The organism is Nocardia noduli (genome assembly GCF_019038455.1).
Lineage (GTDB): Bacteria > Actinomycetota > Actinomycetes > Mycobacteriales > Mycobacteriaceae > Nocardia > Nocardia noduli.
This window is the reverse complement of the sequence record NZ_JAFMPL010000004.1, coordinates 79,005-91,284: the sequence shown is the minus strand read 5'-3', so window position 1 is coordinate 91,284 and position 12,280 is coordinate 79,005. Positions and strand designations below refer to the sequence as shown.

At 69.5% G+C, this 12,280-nt stretch carries 10 protein-coding genes; 4 read left to right on the top strand and 6 right to left on the bottom strand.

Features of this window, described 5'->3' with window-relative positions; genetic code table 11:
• Positions 1–186: 186 nt before the first annotated feature.
• Positions 187–819, top strand: a complete 633-nt coding sequence (locus JZ792_RS04535; RefSeq protein WP_109527646.1) for a sigma-70 family RNA polymerase sigma factor — start codon at positions 187–189, stop codon at positions 817–819.
• Between the two features lie 36 nt (positions 820–855).
• Here the strand turns inward: JZ792_RS04535 and JZ792_RS04530 are convergent, their stop codons facing one another.
• Both JZ792_RS04530 and JZ792_RS04525 read right to left on the bottom strand, forming a co-directional pair.
• Positions 856–1,527, bottom strand: coding sequence for a potassium channel family protein (locus tag JZ792_RS04530; RefSeq protein WP_216907123.1), 672 nt, complete (start codon positions 1,525–1,527; stop codon positions 856–858).
• A 2-nt stretch (positions 1,528–1,529) separates the two neighbouring features.
• On the bottom strand, positions 1,530–2,195 hold the full coding sequence (locus JZ792_RS04525) for a potassium channel family protein (protein ID WP_216907122.1): 666 nt from the start codon (positions 2,193–2,195) through the stop codon (positions 1,530–1,532).
• Between the two features lie 177 nt (positions 2,196–2,372).
• On the opposite strand from JZ792_RS04525, the gene JZ792_RS04520 reads away from it, so the two are divergent.
• Complete coding sequence (locus tag JZ792_RS04520) at positions 2,373–4,361, top strand: APC family permease (protein ID WP_216907121.1); 1,989 nt, start codon at positions 2,373–2,375, stop codon at positions 4,359–4,361.
• 49 nt (positions 4,362–4,410) lie between these two features.
• Positions 4,411–5,880: a class I SAM-dependent RNA methyltransferase gene (locus JZ792_RS04515; RefSeq protein ID WP_216907120.1), complete on the top strand. Its 1,470-nt coding sequence runs from the start codon at positions 4,411–4,413 to the stop codon at positions 5,878–5,880.
• Positions 5,881–5,889: 9 nt separating this feature from the next.
• On the opposite strand, the gene JZ792_RS04510 is transcribed toward JZ792_RS04515, so the two are convergent.
• Together JZ792_RS04510 and JZ792_RS04505 are read right to left on the bottom strand one after the other, a co-directional pair.
• Positions 5,890–7,461, bottom strand: coding sequence for a CocE/NonD family hydrolase (locus tag JZ792_RS04510; protein ID WP_216907119.1), 1,572 nt, complete (start codon positions 7,459–7,461; stop codon positions 5,890–5,892).
• An 11-nt stretch (positions 7,462–7,472) separates the two neighbouring features.
• Positions 7,473–9,104 (bottom strand): DUF3237 family protein, encoded by a 1,632-nt coding sequence (locus tag JZ792_RS04505; RefSeq protein ID WP_216907118.1) that lies wholly within the window; start codon positions 9,102–9,104, stop codon positions 7,473–7,475.
• Positions 9,105–9,188: 84 nt separating this feature from the next.
• Here JZ792_RS04505 and JZ792_RS04500 point away from each other — a divergent pair, with 84 nt between their 5' ends.
• Positions 9,189–9,659, top strand: a complete 471-nt coding sequence (locus JZ792_RS04500; protein ID WP_216907117.1) for a MarR family winged helix-turn-helix transcriptional regulator — start codon at positions 9,189–9,191, stop codon at positions 9,657–9,659.
• 34 nt (positions 9,660–9,693) lie between these two features.
• Here the strand turns inward: JZ792_RS04500 and JZ792_RS04495 are convergent, their stop codons facing one another.
• Together JZ792_RS04495 and glsA are read right to left on the bottom strand one after the other, a co-directional pair.
• Positions 9,694–10,365: an SIMPL domain-containing protein gene (locus JZ792_RS04495; RefSeq protein WP_216907115.1), complete on the bottom strand. Its 672-nt coding sequence runs from the start codon at positions 10,363–10,365 to the stop codon at positions 9,694–9,696.
• Positions 10,366–10,382: 17 nt separating this feature from the next.
• Positions 10,383–12,248, bottom strand: coding sequence for a glutaminase A (glsA, locus tag JZ792_RS04490; protein ID WP_216907113.1), 1,866 nt, complete (start codon positions 12,246–12,248; stop codon positions 10,383–10,385).
• Positions 12,249–12,280 lie beyond the last annotated feature (32 nt).

The following is a 12,280-nucleotide window of genomic DNA, read 5'->3' as shown; positions in this document are numbered from 1 at the left end:
GGGTCACCCGCCGTCCGTTCCACGCCGCCGCTCGGCGGAATTCCCGCACCGTGAACGAGGGTGGGTAGTGCCCACCGCCGAGGTGGGTTCATACCCACCCTGGGGTATCTGGTCGGTCGGGCGAGTTCATCAGACGATCGTTGTCGACACGAAAAACGCAACGACGGCTGGAAAGGACTCGGACAGTTGGCTACCGAGCACAAGATCGCGGCATCGAAGACCCACGCCCATTCCAACCCGGCGCTGTCGGAGAGCAGGCGGGTATCCGCCGAATTGGAGAAACTGATCGGACCGGCCGCGGCGGGTGACAAACGCGCCGTCTCCGAGATCGTGCGGATCGTGCACCCGCTGGTTCGGCGCTACTGCGGTGCGCGCCTCGGCAATACGGCCCACCTGCACGTCACCGCCGACGACGTGGTGCAGGAGATCCTGATCGCCACCGTGAACGCGATCCCGCGCTACCGCGATCAGGGCAAGTCGTTCCTGGCCTTCGTCTACGGGATCGCGGCCAACAAAGTGGCCGACGCGTTCCGCCGTTCGCAGATGCATCCGACCTACCCCGTGGCCGATCTGCCCGATCAGCCGTGCGGCTCGGCGGGTCCGGAGGAGTGGGCGCTGGCGTCCGAGCGCCGCGCCGCCACACGGGAATTGATGAAGATCCTGGCGCCCGCGCACCGTGAGGTGCTGGTCATGCGCATCGTGCTCGGCTGGAGCGCCGCGCAGACCGCGGAGGCCATCGGCACCAGCCCCGGCGTGGTCAGGGTGATGCAGCATCGCGCGCTCAACAAACTGCGCGCGGAACTGAAGATCGCCTCGTGAGGCCCGGCGCGCCGCGGCGCCGGTCCTATCGGGGAGTTAGGGCTTGATGCCGTGGGGGGCCAATGCCACCCGCAGATCGTCCTCGGCTTCGGCGGCGGTCACGAACAGCAACTCGTCGTCGCCCTCGAACGGGTCGTCGGGTTGCGGAACGATCACCCGGCCGCCGCGCAGAATCGTCACGAGGGCGGTATCGCGCGGCAGGGTCAGCGTGCGAACGGGTTTGCCCGCCAGCGCGGTGTCGGCGGGCAAGGTGATCTCCACCAGATTGGCCTGACCCTGGCGCAGCGTCATCAGCCGCACCAGATCGCCGACCGAAACGGCCTCCTCGACCAGGGAGGCGAGCAGTCGCGGTGTCGAGACAGCGACGTCGACACCCCAGGAACCGTCGAAAAGCCATTCGTTGCGCGGGTCGTTGACCCGGGCCACGACGCGGCGCATCCCGAATTCGGTCTTGGCGAGCAGGCTGTACACCAGATTCGCCTTGTCGTCGCCGGTCGCGGCGATGACCACTTCGTAGGTCTCGAGCCCGGCCTCTTCGAGCAGTGCCAGTTCGCAGGCGTCCGCGTGCACCCAGACGGCCTCCGGGATGGCGGCGGGTTCGATGTGGTCGAGCTGGCGTTCGAGCAACATCACCTGATGACCGCCGCGCAACAGTTCGCGGGCGATCGATCGGCCGACGGCTCCGGCCCCGGAGATGGCCACCTTCATGATCAGTCCTCGCTCGCGGGGGGCTTGGTCGCCAGCGCGACGGATTCGCCGACGCGTCCCGAGGTCGCGGCCACGTAGACGATGTCGTCGGCCTGGACGATGGTCTTGTTGTCGGGCAGCAGACCCTGACCGAAGCGGATGATGAACGCCACCCGCGCGCCGACCGCCTGCTCCAGATCGCGCACGGTGCGCCCGTACCACTCCTCGTGCAGGTTGAGCTGGGTCACCGCCACCGTGCCGGTCGGGTCGCGCCAGGTGGTGGTGCTGGTGTCGCCGATGAGCGAGCGCAGGAAACGGTCGGTGGTCCACGGGACGGTGGCGATGGTGGGGATGCCGAGCCGTTCGTAGACCGCGGCGCGTTTGGCGTCGTAGATTCGCGCGACCACGCGCTCGACCCCGAAATTCTCGCGGGCGACCCGGGCGGAGATGATGTTGGAGTTGTCGCCGGAGGAGACCGCGGCGAACGCGTCCGCGCGCTCGATTCCCGCGCGTGTCAACACATCTCGGTCGAATCCGACACCGACGAGCTGTCCGCCGGGGAAGTTGTCGCCGAGCCGGAGGAAGGCGCTGGGATCCCGGTCGATCACCGTGACGTCGTGCCCGATCCTGACCAGGGCGCGGGCCAGCGACGAGCCGACGCGTCCGCACCCCATGATCACTACGTACACGGCGTAACCTCGTTCCTGGAACCGTGGCGTTCGTCTGCTGTCTTCTGGGCAGAACCGTACCCGGCCGGGCTGGACCCGGCCCAGTTTCCCTCGCCGCCGGACCGGCCGAGCGGGTGGTGGCACGCCATGGCGGCACCGCGCGGGCGATCTACCCCGGGGGGATCTATGCTCGCTCCAGTGTCCAAGTTGACGACGGCAGCCAAGCGCATGCTGCTGGGAAGGCCCTTTCGAAGTGATTCGCTGGGCCACACCCTGCTGCCGAAGCGAATCGCGCTTCCCGTGTTCGCCTCCGATGCCATGTCATCGGTCGCGTACGCGCCGGAGGAAATCTTCCTGGTTCTCTCCGTAGCGGGTATCTCGGCCTACATGTACGCCCCGTGGGTGGGGTTGGCCGTCGCGTTCGTGATGGCCGTCGTCGTGGCCAGTTACCGCCAGAACGTGCATGCCTACCCGTCCGGCGGCGGTGACTACGAGGTCGCCACCACCAACCTCGGACCCACCGCGGGGCTGACCGTCGGCAGCGCGCTGCTGGTGGACTACGTCCTCACCGTCGCGGTGTCGATATCCTCGGCCGCGTCCAATATCGGCTCGGCGATCCCGTTCGTGGCCACCCACAAGGTGCTGTTCGCCGTGGTCGCCATCGCGGTGCTCACCGCGATCAACCTGCGCGGCGTGCGAGAGTCCGGCACCGCGTTCGCGATTCCGACCTACGCGTTCATCGTCGGCATGTTCGTCATGCTCGGCTGGGGCATGTTCCGGATATTCGTCCTCGGCGACGATCTGCGCGCCGAATCGGCGGGTTTCTCGCTGGACGCCGAGGACGAGCACCTGTACGGACTGGCCTTCGTCTTCCTGATCGCACGCTCGTTCTCCTCCGGCTGTGCCGCGCTCACCGGTGTCGAGGCCATCAGCAACGGTGTGCCCGCGTTCCGGAAACCCAAGTCGCGCAACGCCGCCACCACCCTGTTACTGCTCGGCACGATCGCGATCGTGCTGCTCATGGGGATCATCATCCTGGCCCAGAAGATCGGCGTCGTCTACGCCCACGACACCGGCCATCTGATCGGCGCGCCCGCCGACTACCACCAGAAGACCCTGATCGCGCAACTCGCGGAGACGGTCTTCCACGGCTTCCCGATCGGCTTCTACTTCCTCACCGTGGTGACCGCGCTGATCCTCGTGCTCGCGGCGAACACGGCCTTCAACGGCTTCCCCGTGCTGGGCTCGATCCTGGCGCAGGATCGCTACCTGCCCCGTCAGCTGCACACCCGGGGCGACCGGCTGGCCTTCAGCAACGGCATCCTGTTCCTGTCCGGCGCGGCCATCGCCTTCGTCGTGTTCTTCGGGGCCGAGGTCACCAAACTGATCCAGCTCTACATCGTCGGCGTGTTCGTCTCCTTCGTGCTCAGCCAGACCGGCATGCTGCGGCACTGGACCCGGCTGCTGCGCACCGAGACCGATCCCTCCCATCGCAACCGGATGCGGCGTTCGCGGGTGATCAACGCGGTCGGTCTGACCGCGACCGGCGCGGTGCTGGTCATCGTGCTGATCACGAAATTCTTCGCGGGCGCGTGGATCGCGATCCTGACCATGGTGGCCATCTTCGTGGTGATGAAGATGATCAGGAAGCACTACGACTCCGTCTCGCGTGAACTCGACGAACAGGACTGGGACGGCGTGCTGCCGAGCCGGTCGCATTCCATCGTGCTGGTGTCCAAACTGCATCTGCCGACCCGCCGCGCGCTGGCCTACGCCCGCGCGACCAGGCCGGACACGCTGGAGGCGATCACGGTGAACGTCGACGAGATCGATACCCGCAAGCTGGTGCGCGAATGGGAGAACAGCGATATCACGGTGCCGCTCAAGGTGATCGAGTCGCCGTACCGCGAAATCACCAAGCCCGTGCTGGATTACGTCAAACGGGTGCGCAAGGACGCCCCGCGCGACGTGGTGACGGTGTTCATCCCGGAATATGTCGTCGGTCACTGGTGGGAGCAGGTATTGCACAACCAGAGCGCGCTGCGGCTCAAGGGCAAACTGCTGTTCGAGCCCGGCGTCATGGTCACCAGCGTGCCGTGGCAGTTGAGTTCCTCGACGCGGGCCCGGCTTGCGGGGGAGACCAATGCCCCCGGCGCGGTGCGGCGCGGCTACGAGGATCGGGTGTGAGCGCGGGCGGTCACGTATTCGGGTTTCTGTCGAACGGAATGAGTGGGCGATGAGTGATCTGCGTGGCGAGATCTTCGAGGTCGAACTCGGTACGCCGGGACACGGCGGATTCTGCGTCGGCAGGCACGAGGGCCGTGTGGTGTTCGTGCGGCACGGTCTGCCCGGCGAACTGGTGCGGGTCCGGGTCACCGAGGATCGCGGCGGGTCGTTCTGTCGCGGCGATGCCGTCGAGATCCTGCGCGCCTCCCCGGATCGCGTCGCCGCGACCTGTCCGGTCTCGGGGCCGGGCGGAGCGGGATGCTGCGATTTCTCCTTCGCGACCCCGGCGGCGCAACGGGCGTTGAAGGCGTCGGTGGTCACCGAGCAGTTGCGCCGGATCGCGGGTGTCGAACGCGAGGTGACGGTGGAGCCACTGGTGGGTTCCGCGCCCGAGACGACCGGCGGTTGGCGCACCAGGGTGCGGCTCGCCGTGGACGAACAGGGCAGGGCCGGGGTGCACGCGTATCGCGGCACCGGCGTCATCACGGATCTGCGCTGCCCGCAACCGGTTCCCGACGCCATGGCCGATATCGCCGATCGACCGTGGACGCCCGGCGCTGATCTGGTGGTCGCGGTGGACGGTGACGGCGTACGCCATATCGTCGAACTCGCCCCCGCGGCCGTGCCCGGTGCGGGCCGCGGTGACGACACCGCGCGCACGGGGCCGGGCGGGCGCGGGTCCGGCGGCGACCGCGCGGCGCGGGGCGAGTTCGATCGGCGCGCGAAACGCGGCGCGGGCCGCTCCGATCGCGCGAGCCGCCCGCGCGACGAGGACGCACGGCGAGTCGGCGAATACGCCGCGACGTCGGGCCGGGCGGATTCCGATCGAGCGGGTGCGCAGGAACGGCGCGGCGCGACCGCGCGGCGTGCCGCGACCCACGCCCCGCGTGACGAGTGGGTGGTCGTGGGCAGCGGCCGGGCGGTCGAATACGTCGCCGGTCGACGCTGGGAACTGTCGGCCACCGGCTTCTGGCAGGCGCATCACGGTGCGGCGCAATGCTATTCGGATCTGATCGCCGAGTGGTCCGGATTGCGCCCCGGTGACCTCGCGTGGGATCTGTACAGCGGAGTCGGGGTTTTCGCGGCCAGGCTGGCCGCGCAGGTCGGACCGACCGGATCGGTGCTCGCGGTGGAATCGTCGCGTTCCTCGGTCGCCGACGGCCGGGCCGCGTTGAGTGATCTGCCCTGGCTGGAGTTGCGGGCGGACCGGGTCGAGCGCTGGATCACCGACCACGCGAGCGGGCCCGCGCCCGAAGTCGTCGTCCTCGATCCGCCCCGTGCGGGGGCGGGCAAGGACGTCATCGCCGCGCTGAGCGAGGCGGGACCCGCCCGGATCGTCCACATCGGTTGCGATCCGGCGTCTTTCGCGCGCGATCTCGGTCTCTACCTGGCGGCCGGATACCACCTCGCCGAGTTGCGCGCGTTCGACGCCTTCCCCGCGACGCATCACGTGGAATGCGTCGCGCTGCTGCGAGCCTGACCGGCAGCCCTACGGCATCACCGGCAGTGTGATGAACGACGGACGCCCGGCATCGTGGAACAGCGTCTGCTCGCCCTCCTTCAGCGACGGGTGCAGATCGAAACGCGGATAGTTGGAGCCCGCGATCTCGACGCGGATGCGATGGCCCGCCGCGAAGACCTGGCTGGTGGCGACGAGATCGACCTCGTGGACGACATCGTCGGACGACGACCGCCGGATACTGTCGAGCACGTTCATCTCCCGGCCGTCGGGCCACACGTCGACGAGTTTGACCGTCCAGTCCGCGCCGGGCGCGGTGGTCGTGCCGTACAGCGTCGCGGCGACCGCCCCGGTGACCTCCATATCGTGTTCCAGCGGCGGCGTCGTGAACCGCACGATGCCGGGGTGCTCGGCGCTGACGCGCTGATCGCGCGGGCCGATATTGCGCGGGTCGGGCAGCAACAGCCCGCCGCCGTGGGTCGGGACGGGGGCGGCCGGATCGTGCGGGAACCGGGTCGGTTCGGCGTCCGCCGCGGGTGGGCGCGGTGACAGCAGACCGTCGGGATGCAGATAGAACGGCACCCCGACGGCACGGGCGGGCGGCCATTCTCGCTCGTCGCGCCAGACGTTCGCGCCCATCACGAAGATCCGGACGGGCGCGCCCCCGGCCGGGAATCCCGCCAGATGGGCGATCTGCTGGATCTCCAGTCCGGCCATCTGCGCGCTCGCCGCGGTGCCGAAGGTGAGTTCGCCCGCGGCGGCGTCCTGGGACAGGTGGGTCCACGGGCCGATCACCAGCGGCCCGCCCAGACGGCGATGGTTCTCCAGCGTGCCCATCAGGAACGCGTCGAACCAGCCCGCCGTGTGCAGGACGGGCACCTCGATCCGATCGTGGCGCAGCGAGGAGGCGAGTTCCTCCCAGTAGGCGTCGCGTTCGGGATGGTCGACCCACTCGGTCCAGAACGGGAATTCCCGCGCCACCGGATCCTCGCGCAGCGGCCCGTCCTCCGAGGGCGGCGCGCCGAGCAGCGCCATCTGCGCGCCGAGCCGTTCGTAGGCGGTCGTGTCGCCCGTCGCCGCTGCCTGGAGCAGACCGAGCAGACCCTGCAACGTGCTCCAGTGATGGGCCGATCCGAGGGCGAGCGCGCCGCCGACATAGGTGAGACCCTCGTAGAAATCGTGCGGGGTCACCGACGCGACCACCGCCTTCAGCGCAGGCGGGCGCCGCGAGGCGAGTTGTAGGGCGCAGCCCGCGATATACGAGCCGCCGGTGGCGACGACCTCGCCGTTCGACCACGGTTGCGCGGTGATCCAGTCGACGGTGTCGACTCCGTCGTCGCCCTCGTCCACCCAGGGCCTGAAGGTGCCGTCGCTGTCGCCGAGCCCTCGGCAATGCTGGAACAACACGGCCATGCCCGCCTCCAACAGCGGCATGATCGGCATCATGCGCGCGGTGCGTTCCCCGTACGGCGAACGCATCAGGACGGTCCGGTGCCGGGCGTCGTCGTCGGGGCGGTACAGGTCGCCGCGCAGGATCGTGCCGTCGCGCATCGCGATCGGCTGGCCGTGGACGACCGAGACGGGCATGGCATGGCGGGGCATTCTGACTCTCCTCAGGAAAGGGTGTACGCGTCGTAGACGACGGCCGACGCCTCGCGACGGCCGGTGGCGACCGCCACCGTGCGGCCGAGCCAGGCGTAGTCGGGGTGGGCGGTCTCGAATGTCAGTACGAGCCGGAAGTAGTAGGTGTCGGGATCGACGTCCTCGCCCCGGGCCAGGCGCCGCATGACCTCGTCCGGACCGTGCCGGTGGCCGCGGGTCTGGAGATAGATGAGGGCCCCGTCGTGGGTGCGCAGGGTGTAGCGGGTGTCGACGGTGGCCGTGCCGTCGTCGTGCACGATCTGCCAGTCGGCCCCGCCCGCGAGAACGGTCCCCGACAGCCTCGGCCCGTCGAAGGAGCCGCCGGTGATGCCGATGACCCGGCGTTCGCCCCACGGCGTGCGTCCGATCGGCAGAATCGGATCGAGGGTGACGCGGAAGGTGGCGAGGCGTTCCAGGGCGGGGGTCGGCCGGACCGTCCAGGACGGACGCTCGTTGAGCGAGGACGGGTCGAATCCGGCGAGTCGCTTGTAGCGCAGCGAGATCTCGGCGAGTTCCTCGGGCGGCAGCACCGCTTCGATGTCGTCGAACCCGTGCGGGGCGCGTTCGGCCGCCAGGCTCAGCACCATCTCGGGGCCGAGGCCGCGATTGGCGTGCACGATCGCGGCGGTGGCCTCGCGGCGGTGCTGCTCGTAGTGTTCGGGACCGCGGCCGGTCGCCAGCGCGTTCGCCAGCACCCTGGCGTCGATGATCGCCTGCGACGCGCCGTTGGAGCCGACCGGGTACATCGGGTGCGCGGCGTCACCGAGCAGGGTGACCCGGTCGTGGGTCCATCGGGGCAGCGGATCGCGATCGACCATCGGGTATTCGAAAACCGATTCGGCCGCGGCGATCACCGTCGGCGCGTCGAGCCAGCCGAGTTTCCAGTCGGCGAATTCGGCGGCCACCGCCTCGGGATCGGCGGGACGGTTCCAGTCGCCGGTCACCGCGGCGCCCTCGGTCGGCCGTTCGGCGATCCAGTTGACCAGCACCCGGCCGTCGGCGTCGGGTTCGGCGATCGGGTAGGCGACGAATTTGCGGGTGCCGTCGCCCGACATCACCATGCTGCGGCCGGTCAGGAACGGTTCGGTCAGGGTGGTGCCGCGCCAGAGGGTCAGGCCGTTCCAGATCGGCGCCCCCTCGTCGGGATAGAGCGCGGCGCGCACGGTGGAACGGATGCCGTCCGCGCCGATGAGCAGGTCGGCGTCGTGGTCGAGACTCGTCACCGGACGTCCGCAGCGGATCGTGTCGGGTCCGAGCCGTTCGCGCACCGCCTCCAGCAGCAGCATCTGGAGTTCGCCCCGGTGCACCGCGTATTGCGGCCACCGGTAGCCGGCCGCCCTGCCGCGCTCCTCTGCGGAGATGACCTGGCCGAGCGGGTTGGCGTAGACGAGTTCCTCGATCGGCACGCCGATGCGGGCGATCCGGTCGGCCAGGCCGAGTTCGGTGAGTTCGCGTACGGCATGGGGCAGCAGGTTGATCCCGACTCCGAGCGGGCGCAGTTCTCCGACCGATTCGTCGACGGTGACCTCGGTGATCCCGGCCGCGTGCAGGCTCAGCGCGGTCGTGAGACCGCCGATCCCGGCGCCTGCGATGATGATCCGCACTTCTGCTCCAACAGTTCGATAGTTATGGCCATAACAATATGAAACAGGAACTACCGGGGGCGCAAAATGGAGAAATACGAGGAAATGGCACGGCGGAAACTGCCGCAACGGGCTCCCGGAGCCGACGTCGCGACGTTCTCGCTGGCCTACAACCTGCTGCACGCCGCGTACCTGATGATCAACGACCTGGAGTCGGCCATCCACCGCCCACGCGGGCTGACGCTGCCCGGCTTCCGGCTGATGTTCAAACTGTGGCTACTCGGCCCGACCATGCCCGCGCGCCTGGCGGAACTGTCGGTGATGAGCCGCTCCGCCGTCACCAACGCCGTCAACACCCTGGAGCGAACGGGTTTCGTCGAACGCCGCCGCTCGGCCACCGACGGTAGAGCCATCACCATCGCCCTCACCGCCAAGGGCGAGGAGTCGGTGCGTGAGGCGTTCGAACTCCAGGCCTCGCGCGAACACCTGTGGTTCGCGGGACTGTCCACCGCCGACCGCGACGCTCTCACCGCCCTGCTGCGGGGCATCGTCGCGTCCAGGCCGCCGACGCCCTAGGACCGAACGAGGCCGTGGCGGAGCCGGTTCGGATTCAGTCCAATTGCCAGGTGGCGCGCAGATTCGCCGAGATCTCGGTCTCGCCCGCTTCGATCGGGACCGGCGCACCGCCCGCGGGCGCCGACACCGCCATGAGACGCGGCGCGACGGGCACCGGCGACGCGGTGTTCTCGGTGATCTCGATGACCGGACCGAGGACACGCGACGCGCGGACGGCGTATTGCGCGGCCTTGGCGAGGGCGTCGTCCCAGGCGGCGTCGCGGGCCTGGGCCAGCAGTCCGGCCTGGTCGGCGACGCTCAGCGCGAGGCCGCCGAGTCGCACATCGTCACCGCCCGCTGCCACACAATCGGCGATGACGGCGGCCGGTCCAGGATCGGCGTCGGCCCCGATCTCGCGCAGCACCACCGTCAGGTCGGTGGTGGCGAGATAACCGGTGATCCGGTTGCCCTGCCCTTCGGTCCAGACCGTCTCGGTGCGCACCGACAACCCGCCGGTGGCGATATCGGAGCCGGGAATGCCGTGGCCGCGCAGCGCTTCGGTCACGGCGCCGACCCGCGCACCCGCCTGCCCGTAGGCGAGCGCGACCTGCTCCGCTCGCGACTCGATCGAGACGGTGACCCGCATCAGATCCGGGGTGGCGCGCACCGAGCCGCGCCCGAAGGTCGTGACCGTGCCCGTCGCGGATTTCCTCTGGTTCTTGCCCACCGTGTTCTCCTGCTCCGTCAGTAGTCCCCGCCGCGGACGGCGATGGACCGCACCGCCGCGTCCATCTGCGAATACGCTCCCGCGGCGAGCCTTTCCAGCAGCGCCAACTTCAGATGCGGCGCCTCCTCGGCGAGTGTGTCGAACCGCCGCGGCCCGAGTACCGCCAGCCGCACGTTCTTCTCGGCGCGCGCCTCGTTGACGAACGGCGACCCGACCAGCATCGGGATCTCGCCGAACGACATCCCGGCGGTGAGGGTGACGAGCCGATGATCGCGCCGGTCGGCCCCTTCGAATCCCAGCCGCACCCGCCCCTCCAGGATCAGATACAGCCCCGAGCGCGCGCTGCCGCGCGCCACGATGACCTCCCCGCGCGCGAAGGTGCGCACCTCGAACTCCTCGGCCAGCCGCACCCTGTCCTCGTGTCCGAGTGCCGCCAGCGCCGGATGCTCGACGATCGGGATGACGGCGGGCAGTCGGTCGCCCGGCGGACGGTAGCGCCGCAGCAGGACGTCCTCGCACCACTCGGTCGCGGTGTCGCGGTCCAGGAAGACCCGGCCGCGCGGATCGTCCGGATCCAGGCCGGAGACCGTGCGCCCCAGCCGCGCGTCCGGGTCGACGAGCGCGACCAGACATCCGGACGCGGCGAGTTCGGTCTGCAATTCGCCGAGCATGTCGCCCGCGATCCCGCTGACCTCGCCGACCCTGCGCACATCGATGACGAGCGCGTCCAACTCGCCCGCCTGCGCCTCGATGGTCCTGACCGCGCGTTCGGCGCCGGCGAACAGCAGATCGCCGTCGAGTTGGTACAGCCTGGCGCGGTGCCCGTACGCGGTCAGCAGTTCCATGTCCTCGGTGTCGCGACGCAGCCGCGACGGCACCTCCGCCACCGTGTAATCGCCGCGCACCGCGGTGCGCGCCGCCCGGGTGACGTGCAGGAAGTGCAGTTCCAGCCGCCGCGACAACGCGCGACAGGCCGCCACACCGCGCACGCTGTTGCCGTGCGCGTCCAGGCGCGGGGAGTAGACCGCGATGCCGATCTGGCCGGGCAGTACGGCCAGGATGCCGCCGCCGACCCCGCTCTTGGCCGGCAGCCCGACGGTGGTCACCCAATCGCCCGCCGCGTTGTACATGCCGCAGGTGGTCATGACACTGAGCACCTGTTCGGTCAGCGCGGGCGTGAGCGCGCGCTCGCGGGTCAGCGGGTTGAGGCCGTTGTTGGCCAGGGTGGCCGCCATGACGGCCAGGTCACGGCAGGTGATATCGACCGAGCACTGCCGGAAGTAGCGGTCGACGGCGTCGTCGGGATCGGATTCGATGATCCCGAAGGAGCGCAGCATGTAACCGATGGCGCGATTGCGGAAGCCGGTGCGCGCCTCGGAGGCGTACACCGGCTCGTTCATGGTCAGTTCGCGTCCGGCGAAGCGTGAATAACAGCGCCGGATCCGCTCGAACTTGTCCTCCGCGTCACGTCCGGCGATCAGCGAGGCGGCGGTGATGGCGCCCGCGTTGATCATCGGATTGCGTGGGCGTTCGGTCACCGGATCCAGGCTGATCTCGTTGAACGCGTCACCGGAGGGCTCCACATCGATGTGTCGGCCGACCGACTCGGGCCCCCGATCGGCCAGCGCGAGCGCGTAGGTGAACGGTTTGGAGATCGACTGGATGGTGAACACGGTCTCGGCGTCGCCCGCCGCGTACAACCTGCCGTCGGCGGTGGCCAGGCACAGGGCGAACGAATCGGGCTCCACCGCAGCCAGTTCGGGGATGTAGTCGGCCAGTTCGCCCGACCTGTCGGCGCGGCAGGACTCGTAGACGTCGGCGACGATACGTGCCACCACACCCGGATCGTCGGCTCGCGGACGCACATGCTCGGGCTCGGCCACACGACCACTGTAGGGCGGGTAACGTGGGTCGC

What these genes read in the sequence shown, in the direction of transcription:
- JZ792_RS04500 (WP_216907117.1), top strand. Translation starts at nt 9,189, where the DNA reads ATGGCACGGCGGAAACTGCCGCAACGGGCTCCCGGAGCCGACGTCGCG.
- JZ792_RS04515 (WP_216907120.1), top strand. Translation starts at nt 4,411, where the DNA reads ATGAGTGATCTGCGTGGCGAGATCTTCGAGGTCGAACTCGGTACGCCG.
- JZ792_RS04530 (WP_216907123.1), bottom strand. Translation starts at nt 1,527, where the DNA reads ATGAAGGTGGCCATCTCCGGGGCCGGAGCCGTCGGCCGATCGATCGCC.
- JZ792_RS04510 (WP_216907119.1), bottom strand. Translation starts at nt 7,461, where the DNA reads ATGCCCCGCCATGCCATGCCCGTCTCGGTCGTCCACGGCCAGCCGATC.